An 18362-nucleotide genomic window follows, 5' to 3' on the forward strand; every position below is an offset into this window, starting at 1 on the left:
CCGACCGCAAGGTCCGGGGGCTGCGTCGCCCCGTGGCGTGAGGGGGTCGGTGGTCGTCCGTCGTCGTCCGCACGTTCCGAGGAGAGGTGCCCACCGAGATGACCCCTGCCCAAGATCCAGCGGCGCTGGCGGCCGCGCCCAAGGCCGCACAGGCGCTGTACCAGGCCATGATCGGTGCCGCGGGACCCGCCGCGACCGGGTGGACCGGACCGCGGAGCCTGCCCGCACCCCCCAGCTGGGGCGAGAAGGTGCTGATCCTCGGTGCGGGAGTCGCGGGACTGACCGCGGCGTACGAGCTGAGCACGCTCGGATTCGACTGCACCGTCCTGGAGGCCCAAAAGCGCGTCGGCGGACGCAACCGCACGGCGCGCCGGGGCGACAAGCTCTACGAGATCGACGAGCACAGCGGGCGGGTGGTGCACACGCACACCTGTCGGTTCGACGACGGGATGTACCTGAACCTGGGGCCGGGGCGGATTCCGTACCACCACCGCCGGGTGCTGAAGTACTGCCGGGACTTCAAGGTCGCGCTGGAGCCGTACGTCATGGAGACCACGGCCAACCTCGTCCGGCCGCCGAACGCGACGAAGCCGCTGCCCAACCGCCGCGTGGCCAACGACACCCGCGGCCACATCGCGGCGAAGCTCGCCGAGACGCTGGTGACGCACGACGCGTTCACCGGGGAAGTGCGGGACCTGCTGCGGCTCTTCGGCGCGCTCGACATCGACGGGAAGTACGCCCAGGCCCGGCGGTCCGGGTACCTCTACGACCCGGTGATCGAGGAGCCGTTCCCGGTTCCCGCCCTACCGCTGACCTGGGAGGAGCTGGTGGAGTCGGGCTTCTGGCGGACCAGCTTCTACCAGCCGCTCGACTACCTGTGGCAGGCGACGATGTTCCAGCCGGTCGGCGGCATGGACAAGATCGTTGATGCGTTGGCGCAGCAGGCCAGGCTGGCCGGCGCGGAGATCGTGCTCGGTGCCGAGGTGACCGGCATCGACATCGGCCGGAACGGGCCCGGCGCCGTGGTGTCGTACGTGCACGACGGCCGGGAACTGGAGGCCGAGGCCCGCTACTGCGTGAGCAACATCCCCGTTCCGGTGCTCAAGGGCGTCGGTCGGACCGGCTTCTCCGAGGCGTTCGAGAACGCGATCGGCGTCGTGGAGTTCGAGAAGACCTGCAAGGTGGGCTGGCAGGCCAACCGGCGTTTCTGGGAGGGGGACCTCGACGGTGGGGGCGCCGTCGGGGGCATCTACGGCGGGATCAGCTGGACCTCCCACAACATCACGCAGATCTGGTACCCGTCCAACGACTACTTCTCCGCCAAGGGCACCCTGACCGGCGCCTACAACTTCAAGGAGAACGCCGAACACCTCGGCAGCCTGCCGACCGAGGAGCGCCTGGACCTGGCCCGTGAGGGCGCCGTCGAACTGCACCCCGAGTTCGACCACGACGAACTCGTACCCCGGGACAAGGGCGTCACCATCGCCTGGCACAAGGTTCCCCACCAGCTCGGCGGTTGGGCGTACTGGAAGCCCGGCGAGGACGGTCACAACGAGGCGTACCGGCAGCTGCTCCAGCCGGAGGGCGGTGACGTCTTCTACGTCACCGGCGACCAGATCTCCCCGCTGCCCGGCTGGCAGGAGGGGGCGATGATGTCGGCCGAGTACGTCGCCTGGCAGATCCTCGGGATCATCCCCCGCACGGTGCCCGAGGTGGTCACCGTTCCCGACTCGGACGCGCTGACGCAGGGCATGAGCTGACACGCTGCGACTGCCGCACCGCGCACCGCCATACCGTGCACCGCCGGCCCGACCGCGCGGGGCATCCGCTCCGCGGGTCGGGCCGTCCGGGTGCGGTCGCCGCCGCCCGGGGTGCGGGCTAGCTTGGAATGGCTGGACCTGGACCTGACGTCGCGTGGCAGGAGGCCGGGCATGACGACACGGTTGCGCAGAGCGGCGGTGGCGGGGGCGGCCGCAGCGGGGCTGCTGGCGGCGCCCCTGGGAGCGGGGACCGGTTACGCACGGGACGCGGACGCGCGGCCGGCCGGCACCGCAGTGGTGTCGGTGCCCGCGCAGCAGGAGGAGTTCCCGCAGCTCACCCCGGCGGTCGCCCGGCAACTGGACCGGGCGGTGCGCAAGGTGATGGCCGAGGCCGAGGTGCCCGGCGTCATGGTGGCCCTGTCCGCGCCCGGGAAGGGCGAGTACATACGCAGCTTCGGCGTCGCCGACAAGTCGACCGGCCAGCCCATGACCACCAACCTGTACATGCGGATCGGCAGCGAGACGAAGACCTTCACCGTCACCGCCCTGCTGGAGCTGGTCGACCAGGGCGAGGTGGGCCTGGACGACCCGATCGGGCAGTACGTCGACGGGGTGCCGAACGGCGACCGCATCACCCTGCGCGAGCTGGCCGGGATGCGCAGCGGTCTGTACAACTACTCCGAGGACCCGGACTTCTTCAAGGCGCTGACGAGCAATCCGCGCAAGCCGTTCACCCCGCAGGAGCTGCTCGCCTACTCCTTCAAGCACCCGGTGATGTTCGAGCCGGACGCGAAGTTCTACTACAGCAACACCAACCTGATCCTGCTCGGCCTGGTCATCGAGAAGGTCAGCGGGATGAAGGTCAACGACTACATCGACAAATACGTCACCACCCCCGCCGGGCTACCGCACACCGTCTTCCCCGTCGGCGCCGAGTTCCCGACGCCGCACGCGCAGGGCTACACCGACCAGACCGCCGGCGGGCAGGTGCAGGACGCCACGAACTGGAACCCGTCCTGGGCGTGGGCGGCCGGCGCGATGGTCTCCGACCTCGCCGACCTGCGCAAGTGGGCCCGGGTCGTGGCCACCGGCACGCTGCTGAAACCCGAAACCCAGGCCGAGCGGCTCAAGGTCGTCGACGCGCTGCCCGGGACCGGCTACGGGCTGGGCATCTTCAACGTGCAGGGCTGGATCGGCCACAACGGCTCGCTGCCCGGCTACGAGTCCCTGACCATCTTCCTGCCGGAGGCGCAGGCCACCCTGGTCGTGCTGCTCAACACCGACATCAGTGCCGAGGGCGAGGAGCCCAGCACCCTCTTCGGCAGGGCCATCACGCAGATCGTGACCCCCGACCACGTCTTCGACCTGCCGGCACAGGGCGGAGCGGGAACCCCCCAAGCGACGCCGCCGTCGTCGCCGAAGTCTTCGCGGTGAAACCTTCCCGTGCCCCCGTCGCGTCAGGGTGGTGAGGAGGGCGCGAGGGGGACTGGATGCGGCAGGGACGCAGGGACGGGTTTCGCGAGTTCGTGGCGGGCCGATCGGGACACCTGTACCGGTCGGCCTGCCTCCTGGCGGCCGGGGACACCCGCCTCGCGGAGGACCTCGTCCAGGAGACCCTGGGACGGACGTACCTGCTGTGGAGGCGGATCTCCCGCATCGACGATCCCGCCGCGTACGCACAGACCGTCCTCGTGCGGACCTTCCTGACGCGCCGTCGGCGCCGCCCGGCGGCGCAACCCCCGGTCGGGGGCCTGGCCGAGCAGCCGCGCGACGTGCCGACGCCGGCGGGCGGCGGTGACCCGGAGCTGCTGCCCCTCCTCCTGTGGGCACTGGGGAACCTGGCGCCGGAGGACCGTGCGGTCCTGGTGCTGCGGTACGGGGAGGACCGCAGCATCGAGGAGACCGCCGACGCGATGAACTCCGCACCGGCCGCCGTGCGTACGCGTTCCACGCGCGCGCCGGCCCGGTTGCGCGAGCAAGCAGGGGAGGGGTGCGGTGCCTTTCACGACGATGCGCTGGGCGGCGCCCTGCGGCGCGCCGGGGCCGGGTTCGATGCCGATGCGACGACCCTCGCCGAGGCCGGCGAGCGGCGCGGGCGGCGCCTGGTGGTGCGGCGGCGCGCCGCCGTCGCCGGCGGGGCGGCGCTGGCCCTGGCCGTCATCGCGGCGGGTGGCGTCTACACCGGCGGCCTGTTCGGTGGCAGGGCGGAACCCGGCCCGAGGGGCGCCGCAGCATCGGGCCCGTCGGCCGCCGGAAGCGGATCCGGCTCCGGACCCGGAGCGAGGGGCCGGCGGCCCGGCAGCGGGGCCATCACCGCCGACCAGATGGTCGGCGTGCTCAAGCAGTTGCTCCCGGGCGGCACCCTGACCGGTGTCGAGGCCCGCGGCACCGGCGACGCGCCGGGCCCGATGGTGTCCGGGGTGTACGACGACGGCGCGGGCAGGGCGGCCGTCTCCGTCGCCCTCTCGCGGGTCGACCCCGCGAGCCGCAGCGCCGACGCGGCCGTCACCTGCCAGGAGAAGTCCCGTGCGCGGTACGACGGGTGTGAGACCACCGCCCGGCTCGACGGGTCCCGGCTCATGGTCTTCCGGGGCTACGAGTACTCAGACCGGCGCGTTCCGACGAAACGCTGGCAGGCCGTGCTGGTCACCGCCCAGGGTTTCCAGGTGGACGTGCAGGAGTGGAACGCCCCGGCCGAGAAGGGCGAGGCCGTGTCGCGGCCGCAGCCGCCGCTGGCGGAGGACGCGTTGAAGGCGGTGGCGACCTCGCGGCTGTGGCACCCGGCCCTGAACGACCTGTCGGCCGCCCCGGCGGAGAAGCCGCGTCCCCCCGTCGTGGGTTGGGCTCCGGACACCGCCGGGGTCCTTGAGCCGCTGCTGCCCGAGGACGGGGTCAGGGTCACCGGGCGCGGTGGCAAGGGCGACCACGCGTACGCCGTGCTCGACGACGGCCGGGGCGACTCCCTGGTCGAGGTGAACGTGCAGACGGGGATGGGCGCGTTGTTGGCCTCGCGCTTCACCGGCCCCCGCGTCACCGTGCTGCCGGACGGCACCAGGGTCCGTACGGAGCAGAGGGGCGGCGAGAAGGGCGGCGCGGGCGTCGTCATGTGGACCGTGGACACGCTGCGGCCGGACGGCCGGCGCGTGCTGGTGTCCGCGTTCAACGCCGCCGACCAGAACGGGACGGCGACCCGGGCCGAGCCGCTGCTGACGATCGAGCAGCTCCGGCAGATCGCCCTCGACCCCGAGTGGTTCGGCTGAGACGAAGCAAAGCGGACGACGAAGCGTAAGCGGAAGGGAAGAGGGGGAAGGGAGGAGGAAGCGGCGGGCACGGGCGATGCCCGCGCCGCCGGGCGGGCCTACTTGGCGTCGGCGTAGCACTCCACGATCGCCGTCGTGAACGGGAACCGGACCGGGGTGTCGCCGAACGCGATCCGCCCGGCCCGGTCCCCGGCGGCGCGGATCGCCTCCGCAACGGCTTCGGCCTCCTCGGCCGGGCAGTGCACGATCACCTCGTCGTGCTGGAAGAACACCAGCTCGGCCCGCATCCCGGCGGCGGCGATGGCCTGCCGCAGCGCCGCCAGGAGCAGCAGCGCCCAGTCGGCGGCGCTGCCCTGCACGACGAAGTTGCGGGTGAAGCGGCCGCGGGCCCGGGAGTCGGTGGAGGCGTACCCCGGGGTCCAGGCGTCCTCCCGGCGGCTCTGGGGGAGACCGGCCTCCCCGGGCTCGTCGGCGTGGCCGGCACCGTCGCCGTCCGCGTCGTCGGCGTCGCCGCGCCGCGCCGGGGGCGGGCAGGTGCGGCCCAGCCAGGTCCGTACGAGGCGGCCCTCCTCGCCCGCCTTCGCCGCGTCGTCCACGTACGCCACCGCCTGCGGGAAGCGGCGGCGCAGCGCGGCCAGGTTCTTCAGGCCGTCGCCGGAGGTCTGGCCGTACACCGCGCCGAGGACGGCCAGCTTGGCCTGGTCGCGGTCGCCGGAGAAGCCCTGCCGGGAAATGGCGGTGTACAGGTCCTCCCGGCGGCCGGCCACCTCCATGAACGCCGGGTCGCGGGAGATCGCGGCCAGGACCCGCGGCTCCATCTGGTCGGCGTCGGCGACGACGAGCCGCCAGCCGGGGTCCGCGACGACGGCCCTGCGGATCACCTTGGGGATCTGCAGGGCGCCGCCGCCGTTCGTGACCCAGCGGCCCGTCAGGGTGCCGCCGGGGACGAACTCGGGGCGGAAGCGGCCGTCGCGGACCCAGTCCTGGAGCCAGCTCCAGCCGTGGGCGGTGTAGATCCGGTACAGCTTCTTGTACGCGAGGAGGGGCGCGACCGCGGGATGGTCGAGGCCCTCGATCTCCCAGCGGCGGGTGGACGTCAGCCGGATCCCCGCCGCGGCGAAGGCCTTCACCACGTCGGCGGGAAGCTCCGGACGCACGCGGCGGCCGAACGCGGCGGAGACCTCGTCCGCCAGCTCGGCCAGGCGGCGGGGCTCGCCGCCGCCCGCGTAGCGCTCGCCGAGGAGCTCCGTGAGCAGGGCGCGGTGGACGTCGGCCCGCCAGGGCATGCCGGCGCGGTGCATTTCGGTGGCGATCAGGAACGCCGCCGACTCCGCGGCCGTCAGGAGGCGCATCCGGTCCGGGTGGGCGGTGGCGGCGTGCCGCCGCTCCTGGTCCTCGTAGACGGCGATCAGCGCGTCGAGGGGCAGCGGAGCGGGCCGCGGCTCGAACAGGGAGTCCTGCGCGCCGGGCGCGGCCGCCCGCGCCGGGGGATCGGGCGGGACCGGGGCGCCGTTGAGGCGGGCCCAGGCGGCGGCCGCGGAGCGGGGCTCGCCGGAGCGGCCCTCGTGGCCGAGGAGGAGCAGCTCGGCGTCCTCGATGTCGTAGCAGCGGTCCACGCGGATGCCGGCGGCGAGCAGGCGGGGGTAGACGGCGGAGGTGGACCGCCAGACCCAGCGCGTGGTGGCGGGCGCCGCCCGGACGGCCCCGGCGGGATCGGCGACCGTGATGCCGGGCCCGGCCGAGGGGGTGAGGGGTGCGGCGTGCCACCGGCCCTCGGCGTCTTCGGCCAGGGCCCACCGTGGGGGGCGGTCGCTCATGCGTCCGAGTGTCCCACCAGGGTCTGACACGGCCGCGCCGCCGCTCCGGGGCGCCGCCCCGGACCCCGCGCGCCACGCGCCGGCCGGGCTGGTCCACCGCCGCCGCTGGACGTGGCGGCCCGTTGTCCAGCGCTGCTGGCCGGTCGGGGCGGACGCGCGGGGGCGTGGGAGGCTTGGGGGGTGAAGGACGTTGTTGATCGGGCCTGCGAAGTCGCGCTCTACGGCCAGGATGATGCCGGGCTGGACACCGGTGCCTCGTTGCTCGCCGCCGATCCCGGGCGCTGGGGCGGGGCCGGGCGGGAGCTGCTGGCGCGCGGGGAGGCGTACGTACGGCAGGCCTGGGAGCGCGGCTGGCAGCCCGCGGACGTGCTGCGGTTGGTGCGCCGGGACCTCGGCGAGCGGCACCTGCGGATCACGGGCGACCTGATCGCCGGCGAGGCGCGGCGCTACGCCCGGCTGCCCGAGCGGTGGACCGACGCCGAGGCGTGGTGGACGGACGACGCCCGCTACGGGGAGCGGCTCGCGCAGCGGGAGAGGGCCGACCGGTTCGCCCTGGCGACGGCCTTCCTGGAGGTGTTCCGCCTGCTGATCCGGTTGCCCTCCATCGAGCCGGTGGGCCCGCTCCCCGGCGACCCGGCCGCCGACGCCCTGGAGCACGCTCACATCGAGCCGCGCATGCTCGGGCGTATCCGTGCCCTGCTCGCCAAGGCCGAGGCGACCACGTACCCGGAGGAGGCGGAGGCGCTCAGCGCCAAGGCCCAGGAGCTGATGGCCCGGCACACCGTCGACGAGGCGCTGCTCGCGGCCGGCCGGGAGGGGCCCGCCCAGGTGCCGGCGGCCTGCCGGATCGGGGTCGAGCCCCCGTACGAGGAGGCCAAGGCGGTGCTGCTCGATGCGGTGGCCACCGCGAACCGGTGCCGGGCGGTGTGGAACAGCGCCTTCGAGTTCTCCACGGTGGTCGGCTTCGAGAGCGATCTCGAAGCGGTGGAGCTGCTCTACACCTCGCTGCTCGTGCAGGGTACGGCCGCCATGACCCGCGCCGAGGCGGAGCAGCGGGCCGGTGGACGCAAGCGGACCAAGACGTTCCGACAGTCGTTCCTGCTCGCCTACGCCAGCCGCCTCGGCCGCCGCCTCGCCGAGACCGCCGAGCACACCGCGGGCGAGGCCCCGGACAACCTGCCCGCCCTGGTGGCCCGCGATGTCGCCGTCACCCATCGGGCGGACGAGATGTTCCCCCGCACCACGACGACCCGCCTGCGCGGGGCCACGGACCTCGCGGGTTGGAACGACGGCACGGCCGCTGCCGACCGCGCGCACATGGGCGGCGGCGGGCAGCAGCGGAACCGCCCGCTCCCGCGTTAGCCCGGTCCGCCCCAGAACGTGATCAAGGCAGCACCCTCCGCGTGCACGTGCATCTGCCCATGCAGCTGCCCCTGAACACGGCTATGATCCGGTGGAGTTGACATCTGCACTATCGGGGGCTTCCTGTGGACCACGCGTACAACGGGATGGCAGCTGCAGAACTCGACGGCGTGACCTGGCAGAAGAGCAGACACAGCAACTCGCAAGGGTCCTGTGTGGAGTTCGCCAAGCTGCCGGGTGGTGCCGTCGCCGTGCGCAACTCCCGCTTTCCTGACGGACCGGCACTCGTGTACACGCCGGCCGAGATCGAGGCGCTGCTGTTGGGCGTCAAGGACGGCGAGTTCGACCACCTGATCAGCTGAGAGGCGACTCGGGAGCGGACCCGCACCACTCAGGAACCGTGCCACCGATCGAGCCGTGCACGTGCGCCGGCCGGAACCGATCGTCATGATCGGTTCCGGCCGGTGGTCCTGTTCCGGTCCCTGTTGCCGCGTACGCGCCGCTGGCGGGCCGCTACTCGGGGAGCATGAACAGCGCCCACACGACCTTGCCGGTCAGCCGCCCCGCGAGCGGGTGCCAGCCCCAGCTGTCGCTGTAGGCGTCCACCAGGAACAGCCCGCGCCCGGACTCCAGGTCGCAGTTCTCCTGAGTGCGCTCCGGTTCGAACGATCCGCCCGGCCGGTCCTCGCTGGGGTCGCGCACCGCGCACACCAGGCGTGAGCTCCACCGCATCAGGTGCAGCCGCACGGCCGCCTCGGGCTCTCCGCTCGCGGCCGCCGCAGGCCGCGGATCCCCGGGCAGGGCGTGGCGCAGCGCGTTGGTGACCAGTTCGGAGACGACCAGGGCCACATCGTCGAAGCGGTCGTCGAGGCCCCACTGGGACAGGGTCGACCGGGTGAACGAACGGGCTCCCCGGACCGCTTCGAAGCGGGCGGGCAAGGAGCAGGAGGCGGACCCGGACACAGCCGTGGGGTCGACCGGGGGCAGCCCCTGCCGTAACGGCTCGAGCATGGTCGATCCATTCGTCCCCATGCGAGGCACTCCCGGGATTCGCGGACGTGGCGGCGGCTTGCGTCCAGAAAGAACTGCGGGGTGGGTCCGGCGCCGGCGCGAAGAGCACGCAGGTGCGCGGCACCATCGTTCCCAATGCAGAAGCTGGATGCAAGGGCAGATGCACGTGCACGCGCCCGACCCGTCCCCTCCCGTGACGGTTCTTGCTCATTTCTTCCTACGCACACTTACGGACTTCTTTTACGGCGGCACGGATTCCGTTACAGAACGAGTACGGGTCGATGCGTTTTGGTGGCAGACTGCGTGGCCTGGGGTTCGGGGGCCCAGCGACGCAGCACACGCGCAGACCACGCGTATCCATGGCGATGGGGAGGGCAGGACAGTGACCGCAGAAGCAGGCGGTTCCGTGGTGCGCCGCATCCTCCTGGGCTCACAGCTCAGGCGACTCCGAGAATCCCGGGGCATCACCCGAGAGGCGGCCGGCTACTCGATCCGCGCATCCGAATCGAAGATCAGCCGCTTGGAGTTGGGAAGGGTGAGTTTCAAGGCACGAGACGTCGAAGACCTCCTCACGCTCTACGGGGTCACGGACGGCGCGGAGCGCGAGTCGCTCCTCGGCCTCGTCCGGGAGGCCAACGCGGCGGGGTGGTGGCACAGTTACGGCGACGTGCTGCCCAGTTGGTTCCAGACCTACATCGGCCTGGAGGGCGCGGCCTCGCTCATTCGGATCTACGAAGTCCAGTTCGTCCACGGCCTGTTGCAGACCGAGGCGTACGCCCAGGCCGTCGTCAGCCGCGGCATGCCCGGCGCCTCGCGGGCCGAGATAGACCGCCGCGTCGCCCTGCGCCTGGAGCGTCAGAAGGCGCTCGTCTCCGAGAGCGCCCCGGTCTTCCACGCCGTCCTCGACGAGGCCGCCCTGCGCCGCCCGTACGGGGGTCGCGACGTCATGCGCGGCCAGCTGGAGCACCTCATCGAGGTCTCCCAGCGGCCCAACGTGCAGCTGCAGGTGATGCCGTTCTCCTTCGGCGGCCACTCCGGTGAGAGCGGGGCCTTCACCCTGCTGCGCTTCCCCGAGTCCGACCTCCAGGACATCGTCTACCTGGAGCAGCTCACCAGCGCCCTCTACCTCGACAAGGAGGAGGAGGTCGCGCAGTACGAGCGGGCGATGACCCGGCTCCAGGCGGACTGCCCCGACCCCGACCAGACCCGGGATCTCTTGCGCGGCCTACTCCAACTGTCCTGATCCGCACGTAGTATGACGTCTGATCAGTGCATGACCGATCGGTCTGGCGGTGCCGCGCACGGGTGCGCCCTCGCAGTAAGGGATGGCATGTCCATATTCGACGACCTGGCTCACCAGTACATCGACGGCACATGGCAGGCCGGCACCGGTTCGTGGGACATCATCGACGTCAACCCGTACAACGGGGAGAAGCTCGCGGCCATCACCGTGGCCACCGTCGAGCAGGTGGACCAGGCCTACCGCGCCGCCGAGCGCGCGCAGAGGGACTGGGCCGCCACCAGCCCCTACGCCAGACGCGCCGTCCTGGAGCGCGTCCTGCGGCTCACCGAGGAGCGCGAGAAGGAACTCGTCGAGGCGATGATCGACGAGCTCGGCGGCACCCGCTCCAAGGCCGAGTACGAGATCTACCTCGCCAAGGAGTTCGTCCGCGAGGCGATGCAACTGGCCGTGCGCCCCGAGGGCCGGATCCTGATCTCGCCGGTCGAGGGCAAGGAGAGCCGCGTCCAGCGGCTCCCCGTCGGGGTCGTCACCGTGATCAGCCCGTTCAACTTCCCCTTCCTGGTCACCCTCAAGTCGGTCGCCCCGGCCCTGGCCCTCGGCAACGCCGTCGTGGTCAAGCCGAACCAGAACGCACCCGTGGTCGGCGGCGGGGTCATCGCCAAGCTCTTCGAGGACGCGGGCCTGCCGCCCGGGCTCCTCAGCGTGCTCGTCACCGACATCGCCGAGATCGGCGACGCGCTCCTGACCCACCCCGTTCCCAAGGTGATCTCCTTCGCCGGTTCCGACCGCGTCGGCCGGCACGTCGGCGCGGTCGCCGCCCGCCACTTCAAGCGGACCGTCCTGGAGCTCAGCGGCAACAGCGCCCTGGTCGTCCTCGACGACGCCGACATCGACTACGCCGTCGACGCGGCCGTCTTCAGCCGCTTCGTCTACCAGGGCCAGGTCTGCATGGCCGCCAACCGGATCCTGGTCGACGCCTCCGTCGCCGAGGAGTTCACGGAGAAGTTCACCGCCCGGGTGCGGTCCCTGAAGACCGGCGACCCGCGCGACGCCGACACCCACGTCGGCCCCTTGATCAACTCCTTCCAGGCGGAGGCCCTCACCGCCCTCGTGGACCGCGCCGTGGAATCGGGCGCCCGGGCCCTCGTGCGCGGCGCTACGCGCGGCAACCTGGTCGAACCCACCGTGCTGACCGGGATCCCCGAGGACTCCCCGCTGCTGGGCCAGGAGATCTTCGGCCCCGTCGCCCTGCTGATGGTCTTCGACGGCGAGGACGAGGCCGTGGCCCTGGCCAACGCGACCCCCTACGGCCTGTCCGGCGCCGTGCACACCCGGGACGTGGAGCGCGGGGTCCGCTTCGCCCAGCGCATCGAGACCGGGATGATGCACGTCAACGACTCCACCATCGGCGACGAGCCGCTGGCCGCGTTCGGCGGGGAGAAGGCCTCCGGCCTCGGCCGGCTGAACGGCGAGGCCACCGTCGAGGCCTTCACCACCCAGAAGTGGATCTCCGTCCAGCACGGCAGGAGCACCTTCCCGCTCTGAGCCCGACCCGCTCTAGACTCGGCTGGACCGGCACTCGGCCGGGTCGGCGGCGGGCAGCGCTTCGGGGGAGTTTCGAGTTGAGCAACATTCCGGAGACGGGGCGGACTCCCCGGGTCCAGAACCGCCTGGTGGTCATCCAGGTGGTCGTCTTCTCGCTGCTGCTCACCCTCGGCGGCCGCCTGTGGTACCTCCAGATCCGCAACGGCCAGGAGTACACGGACGAGGCGAAGAACAACCACGTCCAGCAGGTCGTCCAGCCCGCCGTCCGCGGCTCGATCCTCGACGCCCGCGGGGTCCCCCTCGCCGACAACGAGACCCGCATGGTGGTCTCCGCCAGCCGCACCGAGCTGAGCAAGATGAAGGACAAGGGCAAGGACGTCCTCACCCGCCTCGCGGGTGTCCTGGGCCTGCCGCCGGAGAACGTCGTCAACAGCGTCCGGCTGTGCGACGCCAAGACCCCCAAACCCTGCTGGAACGGTTCGCCGTACCAGCCGATCCCCATCACCGCCGAGGCGACCACCGACCAGGTCCTGGAAATACGGGAGCACGCCGAGCGGTTCCCCGGCATCACCGCCGAGCCGACCGCCCTGCGCCGCTACCCGGCACCCGACCAGGCCAACACCTCCCAGGTCCTGGGCTACCTCTCGCCCGTCACCGACGCGGAGATCGCCAAGGCGAAGAAGACCGACTCCCCGTACCTGCGCTCCGACCAGGTGGGCCGCTCCGGCCTGGAGCGCACGTACGACAAGGAGCTGCGCGGCAAGGCGGGCGTCACCCGCTACGAGGTCGACAACCTCGGTCGGGTCATCGGGCTGGCCCAGGCCGACAAGCCCGTGTCCGGCTCGAACATCGTCACCTCGATCGACTCCCGCGTACAGGCCGTCGCCGAGCGCGAGCTGGCCTACGCGATGGCCGAGGCCCGCAAGGGCTACGACAAGAACACGCACCGGAACTACGAGGCCGACTCGGGCGCCGTCGTCGTCATGGAGTCCAAGACCGGCCGGATCGTCGCGATGGCCTCCAACCCGACGTACGACCCGGGCCTGTGGGTCGGCGGCATCTCCGCCAAGGACTACGCCTCCCTCACCGCCAAGGACTCCAACTACCCGCTGCTCAACCGGGCGATCCAGGGCCAGGCCGCCCCCGGCTCGATCTTCAAGGTGGTCACCTCGACCGCCGCGGTCAACGCGGGCTACCCCTTCGACGGTCGCTATCCCTGCCCCAGCTCCTACTCCGTGGGCGGCCAGACCTTCACCAACTTCGAGTCCCAGGGCTACGGCGACATCAACCTCGGGCGTGCCCTGGAGGTCTCCTGCGACACGGTCTACTACGCCCTCGCCGACAAGGAGTGGAAGAAGGACGGCGGGATCAACCCGAAGAAGGAGCCCAAGGACTGGTTCCTGAAGACGGCCCACGAGTTCGGCCTCGGCAAGCCGACCGGCGTCGACCTGCCCAACGAGGTCGCCGGCCGGGTCCCAGACCGCCAGTGGAAGAAGGACTTCTTCGAGGCCAACAAGGCCGCCTGGTGCCGGGACGGCAAGAAGGACGGCAGCTTCGCCGAGAAGATCGCGTACGAGAACTGCCGCCAGGGCAACCAGCTGCGCGAGGGCGACGCCATCAACTACTCCATCGGCCAGGGCGACACCCTCGTCACCCCGATCCAGATGGCCTCGATCTACGCGGCCATCGCCAACGGCGGCACCCTGCACCAGCCCACCATCGGCAAGGCGGTCGTCAGCGCCGACGGCACCTCCGTCAAGGAGATCGCCCCGAAGCAGCAGGCCCGCCTGCCGATGGACGCCGAACTGCGCGACGACATCGACAAGGCCCTCGCCTCGGTGGTCACCTCCGGCAGCGCGGCCTGGCGGTTCGGCGGCTGGCCGCAGAAGCAGATCCCCATGCACGCCAAGACCGGTACCGCCGAGGTCCAGGGCAAGCAGACCACCTCCTGGTTCGCCTCGTACACCGAGGACTACGCGATCGTGATGACGATCTCCCAGGGCGGCACCGGCTCCGGCGCCTCCGGGCCGGCCGTCCGCAAGATCTACGAGGCGATGTACGGGCTCGACGAGAAGGGCAACCAGGACCTGTCCAAGGCCCTCCTGCCCAAGCCGATGACCGAGCTCCCGGCGATCCGCCCGGACGGCGGCGCTTCCTGATCCCGTCAGGCTCCGCCCGGCTTCCGTCCTGCTCGGCCCGTTGATCTAGGACAGGAACTGACCTCGTTCCTCCGTAGCGTGCTCCTTGTCGGCAGGACGCACGACACCCGGAAAACACCCGGAAAAAACGGAGGTCCCCCATGCCCACCATCGTGCCCGCAGAAGCCCACGGCGACGAGCTCGGTGCGCTCCTGTCCTACCTCGACTCCCAGCGCGCCGCGCTGCGCCGCGCGGTGTTCGGCCTGACCGAGGAGCAGGCGGCGAGCCGCCCGAGCGCGAGCGGGTTGACCCTGTCGGGACTGCTCAAGCACGCCGCCGAGGTGGAGCTGACCTGGCTGCGCTGGGCGCAGCAGCAGCCCAACGAGCGGCAGCGCACCGAGGAGACCTGGGGCGACAGCTTCCGGCTCGTCGGCGAGGAGACCGTGGCCCAGATCCTCGCCTTCTGGGACGGCGTCTCGGCCGAACTGGAGGAGTTCCTGCGCGAGGTGCCCGGCCTGGACCACACCTTCCCGCTGCCCGAGCTGCCGTGGCTCCCCAAGGACACCGACGTGTCGATGCGGTGGCTGCTGCTCCACCTGGTCGAGGAGCACGCCCGGCACGCGGGGCACGCCGACATCATCCGGGAATCCCTGGACGGGAAGACCGCCTTCGAGCTGGTGGCCCTGGCGCACGGCGGGACCTGGCCGCCGGCGTAGCCTCCACCACGGCCCGGCACGAGGGGCTTGCACCTCACGCGACGTGAGGCAGGAGCGTGGAGGGCGTACGAGAGAAGGGCGGAAGCATGAGCTACTCCGTGGGCCAGGTCGCCGGATTCGCCGGAGTCACGGTGCGCACGCTGCACCACTACGACGAGATCGGCCTGCTCTCCCCGAGCAGCCGCAGCCACGCGGGCCACCGGCGGTACGACGACGCCGACATGGACCGGCTGCAGCAGATCCTGTTCTACCGGGAGCTCGGCTTCCCCCTCGACGAGGTCGCGGTCCTACTGGACGACCCGGACTCGGACCCGAGGGAGCACCTGCGCCGGCAGCACGCCCTCCTGTCCGAGCGGATCGCCCGGCTCCAGCAGATGGCCAAGGCCGTGGAACAAGCCATGGAGGCGAAGAAGATGGGCATCAACCTGACGCCCGAGGAGAAGTTCGAGGTCTTCGGGGACCACGACCCCGACCAGTACGCCGAGGAGGCCGAGCAGCGCTGGGGCCACACCGACGCGTACAAGGAGTCCGTCCGCCGGGCGGCTTCCTACACCAAGGACGACTGGAAGCGGATCCAGGCCGAGGGGGACGACCTGAACCGGCGCCTGGCCGCGCTGCTGGACTCGGGGGCGACCGCCGACTCCGAGGAGGCCATGGACCTGGCCGAGGAGCACCGCGCCTGGATCGAGCGGAACCACTACACCTGCCCGTACGAGATGCACTCCTGCCTCGGCGAGATGTACGTCTCCGACGAGCGGTTCACCACCTTCTACGACTCCGTACGGCCCGGGCTGGCCGTGTTCGTGCGGGACGCCATCCTCGCCAACGCGGCCCGGAGGGCATGACGGTGGCGTAGTCGCGGCCTAGTTGCGGCGCGGCAGGGGCACGGCGGACGTACGGCCGCCTCCGGGTACCTGGAACCCGGAGGTGGCCGTATCCGTTGAAAATTGAGACACTCCCCCCAGTCCGCCGCACCCCGCCCGCGCGGACCCACCCGATCCTGGAGATACCCGCACCCGTGTACACGCTTGCGCTCGCCCCTGAGTGGCTGTCCCCGGACTACTTGATTTCCCACTTCGGGCTGATCGGCATCCTGGTCATCGTCTTCGCCGAATCGGGCCTGTTCGCCTTCCTGCCCGGCGACTCCCTGCTCTTCACGGCGGGCCTGCTCGTCGCCAACGGCGAGTACATCAAGCAGCCGCTGTGGCTGGTGTGCACCCTGATCACGGCTGCCGCGATCCTCGGTGACCAGGTCGGCTACATGATCGGCAAGTACTTCGGTCCGAAGCTCTTCAACCGGCCGAACTCCAAGCTCTTCAAGCGGGAGAACCTGGACAAGGCGCACGAGTTCATGGCGAAGCACGGCCCGAAGGCCATCGTGCTCGCCCGCTTCGTGCCGATCATCCGCACCTTCGCCCCGATGGTCGCGGGCGCCGGCGCGATGCAGTACCGCACCTTCCTGACGTACAACATCATCGGCGGCGTCGCCTGGGGCACCGGCATCACGGTCGCCGGCTTCTGGCTCGGCCAGATCGACTTCATCAAGACCAACATCGAGGCGATCCTCGTCGCGATCGTGCTGATCTCCGTCATTCCGGTGGTCTTCGAGGTGCTCAAGGCCCGCAGGGAGGCCAAGGCGGCCGACGGCCCCGCCGGGGTGCCCACCGCCGGCGAGCGCCGTCGCCACGCCAAGCGGTAGCAGCCCTCCCGCGGCCCCGCGGACGAGCCTCCTGCGCCCCGGAGGACCCAGGTGGTCCACCGGGGCGCAGTCGTGTCCCCGGGGCCCGTGGACGGCGCCGTACGACCTCGTCGCCGTACGCCGTCAGCCGGCCGGACCGGTGTCAGAAGCCGCGGGTCCGCTTGGCCGCGGCGCGGCGCCGGGCCGCGCTCGCGGCCTGCGGGATCCGCATGAACAGGCGTGAGGTCTCCGCCCCGAGGTTGACCCCGATCGCGATGGCCAGCGCGATGGCCGCGGCGTTGGTGAGCGAGCCGAGCCCCTTGTTGAGCTGGTTCTCGGCGATGAGCAGCAACCCGTAGTACGTCGCGGAGCCGGGCAGCAGGGGGCCGATGGCGGCGGTCACGTACGGCAGGGCGGAGGCGGAGCGGTAGCGGGAGCAGAGCTGGCCGAAGAGGCCGACGAGCCCGGCGGCGATGGCCGTGGAGGGCACGGGCGGGATTCCGCCGGCGTAGTGCAGGGCCCCGAAGGTGGCCCAGGCGACGCCGCCGTTCAGCGTCACGATCCACACGGTGGAACGTTCCTGCTGGAGCAGGATCGCGAACGTGAACACCAGCACCATCGAAGCCGCGATCTGGACCAGCGGCCGCTGCGTGATCTGGAGGACCTCCTCCGGCCGCGGCGCGGCGCCCAGCTGGAGCCCCAGGTACAGCACGACCAGCACGCCCATGATGATGCCGATGAAGAGGTACATGACCTCCAGCAGCCGGGCCGAGGCGGTGATGTAGAAGCCGGTCAGACCGTCCTGCACGGCCGCGACCAGAGCTCGTCCGGGCAGCAGGGCGAACAGCCCGCCGGTGATCACGGCCGAGGCCTGGATGTCCTCGATCGCCAGGAGCTTGAGCGCCACCCCGAAGGCGGCGGGCGGCATCGCCGCGACCACGAACTGGTAGAACTCCGGCAGTCCGCGCCCGGCGCACAGCCAGGCCAGCCGGTCGCCGAGCATGGCCCCGATCGCAGCTGCGAAGAAGACGAGCACGCCGCCGCCGACCAGGATGGAGGCGGCGCCGGCGAGGAGCCCGGCGGCGGCCGTGAGGACCCAGGTCGGGTAGGGGTGCCGGTTGCGGCGGATCTCTGCGAGCCGCCGGTAGGCCTCCTCCAGCGAGACGTCGACCTCGGGCGTGCTGATGTCGGCGACCAGTCGGTAGACGGCCGCCAGCCGGGTGTAGTCGGTGCCGCGGCGGCGCACGGTCCGGTTCGCCGACACCGGGTCGCCCACGAGCGAGGGGTGGTGGGTGATCGACAGCATGGTGAAGGTGACCGTCGGCTCGCAGCGGTCCAGCCCGTAGCTGCGGGCCACCGCGAACATCGCGGCCTCCACGTCCTCGGCGCCCTCGCCGCCCGCCAGCATCAGCTCCCCGATGCGCAGGGTCAGGTCGAGCACCCGGCCCACGGCGGGCCCCGTCTCGGCCGGCTTCTGCACCGGTTCGGGGACGGGCCGCACGTCGACCGGCATGCGCAGCATGGTGCGCATCCGGTCCTGCCAGGGGGACTCCGTCATCCAGGACACGGGGAAGCCGGAGCCGGAGACGTACGCCGGCGGGGAGTGCTGCGCGCTGTAGGTGGACGGGGGCGCGAACGCGGACCCCTCGGCCCCGGCGGGCTCCTCCTGCGGCAGGGGCAGCCCCTCCGGCACGGTGAACTCCGAGGTCGGCTGCTCGTCCCCGGCGAACTCCGGCTCCGTCCCGGGCGGCGGCGAGAAGGCGCTGTGCGCCTCGTCGGAGGCCGGCTTCCGGTCCTCCGCGCCCTCGGGTCCCTCGGCCTCCGCCACGCGT

11 protein-coding genes and 3 pseudogenes are annotated in these 18362 nt (G+C 71.7%); 11 read left to right on the plus strand and 3 right to left on the minus strand.

The annotated features are described in order from the left end of the window. The first annotated feature begins 98 nt into the window (after nucleotides 1–98). The 3 genes and pseudogenes from ACFV7Q_RS05220 to ACFV7Q_RS05230 form a co-directional block, all read left to right on the plus strand. Nucleotides 99–1760: a flavin monoamine oxidase family protein gene (locus ACFV7Q_RS05220; protein ID WP_385423750.1), complete on the plus strand. Its 1662-nt coding sequence runs from the start codon at nucleotides 99–101 to the stop codon at nucleotides 1758–1760. A 171-nt stretch (nucleotides 1761–1931) separates the two neighbouring features. Beyond that, nucleotides 1932–3194: a serine hydrolase domain-containing protein gene (locus ACFV7Q_RS05225; protein ID WP_385423752.1), complete on the plus strand. Its 1263-nt coding sequence runs from the start codon at nucleotides 1932–1934 to the stop codon at nucleotides 3192–3194. Nucleotides 3195–3250: 56 nt separating this feature from the next. Next, nucleotides 3251–3763 (plus strand): annotated as a pseudogene (locus tag ACFV7Q_RS05230) (sigma factor-like helix-turn-helix DNA-binding protein); the annotation flags it as partial. A gap of 1355 nt (nucleotides 3764–5118) precedes the next feature. On the opposite strand, the gene ACFV7Q_RS05235 reads toward ACFV7Q_RS05230, so the two are convergent. After that, nucleotides 5119–6837, minus strand: a complete 1719-nt coding sequence (locus ACFV7Q_RS05235) for a bifunctional 3'-5' exonuclease/DNA polymerase (RefSeq protein ID WP_385423754.1) — start codon at nucleotides 6835–6837, stop codon at nucleotides 5119–5121. Nucleotides 6838–7017: 180 nt separating this feature from the next. Here ACFV7Q_RS05235 and ACFV7Q_RS05240 point away from each other — a divergent pair, with 180 nt between their 5' ends. Further along, nucleotides 7018–8199 carry a DUF2786 domain-containing protein gene (locus ACFV7Q_RS05240; protein WP_385423756.1) on the plus strand — a complete coding sequence of 394 codons (1182 nt, stop codon included), beginning with the start codon at nucleotides 7018–7020 and terminating at the stop codon, nucleotides 8197–8199. Nucleotides 8200–8345: 146 nt separating this feature from the next. Continuing rightward, nucleotides 8346–8561, plus strand: a complete 216-nt coding sequence (locus ACFV7Q_RS05245) for a DUF397 domain-containing protein (RefSeq protein ID WP_360631634.1) — start codon at nucleotides 8346–8348, stop codon at nucleotides 8559–8561. Nucleotides 8562–8712: 151 nt separating this feature from the next. On the opposite strand, the gene ACFV7Q_RS05250 is transcribed toward ACFV7Q_RS05245, so the two are convergent. After that, entirely contained in the window at nucleotides 8713–9231 is a 519-nt protein-coding gene (locus ACFV7Q_RS05250; protein ID WP_385423758.1) for an ATP-binding protein, read from the minus strand. Between the two features lie 388 nt (nucleotides 9232–9619). Between ACFV7Q_RS05250 and ACFV7Q_RS05255 the strand changes: the two genes are divergently transcribed. The 6 genes and pseudogenes from ACFV7Q_RS05255 to ACFV7Q_RS05280 form a co-directional block, all read left to right on the plus strand. Next, nucleotides 9620–10453, plus strand: coding sequence for a helix-turn-helix domain-containing protein (locus tag ACFV7Q_RS05255; RefSeq protein ID WP_385423861.1), 834 nt, complete (start codon nucleotides 9620–9622; stop codon nucleotides 10451–10453). A gap of 87 nt (nucleotides 10454–10540) precedes the next feature. After that, nucleotides 10541–11998, plus strand: a complete 1458-nt coding sequence (locus tag ACFV7Q_RS05260; protein WP_385423760.1) for an aldehyde dehydrogenase family protein — start codon at nucleotides 10541–10543, stop codon at nucleotides 11996–11998. Nucleotides 11999–12075: 77 nt separating this feature from the next. Next, a pseudogene (gene mrdA, locus ACFV7Q_RS05265) lies at nucleotides 12076–14145 on the plus strand (penicillin-binding protein 2); the annotation flags it as partial. 152 nt (nucleotides 14146–14297) lie between these two features. Further along, nucleotides 14298–14852, plus strand: a complete 555-nt coding sequence (locus ACFV7Q_RS05270; protein ID WP_385423762.1) for a DinB family protein — start codon at nucleotides 14298–14300, stop codon at nucleotides 14850–14852. Between the two features lie 86 nt (nucleotides 14853–14938). Further along, a complete protein-coding gene (locus ACFV7Q_RS05275; RefSeq protein WP_385423764.1) occupies nucleotides 14939–15697 on the plus strand; it encodes a MerR family transcriptional regulator in 759 nt (252 codons plus the stop codon). 173 nt (nucleotides 15698–15870) lie between these two features. After that, nucleotides 15871–16453: pseudogene (locus tag ACFV7Q_RS05280) on the plus strand (VTT domain-containing protein); the annotation flags it as partial. 240 nt (nucleotides 16454–16693) lie between these two features. Here ACFV7Q_RS05280 and ACFV7Q_RS05285 read toward each other — a convergent pair. After that, nucleotides 16694–18358, minus strand: coding sequence for a threonine/serine exporter family protein (locus ACFV7Q_RS05285; protein ID WP_385423766.1), 1665 nt, complete (start codon nucleotides 18356–18358; stop codon nucleotides 16694–16696). Nucleotides 18359–18362: the final 4 nt, after the last annotated feature.

Origin of the sequence: Streptomyces sp. NPDC059851 (assembly GCF_042732005.1) — a bacterium.
Lineage (GTDB): Bacteria > Actinomycetota > Actinomycetes > Streptomycetales > Streptomycetaceae > Streptomyces.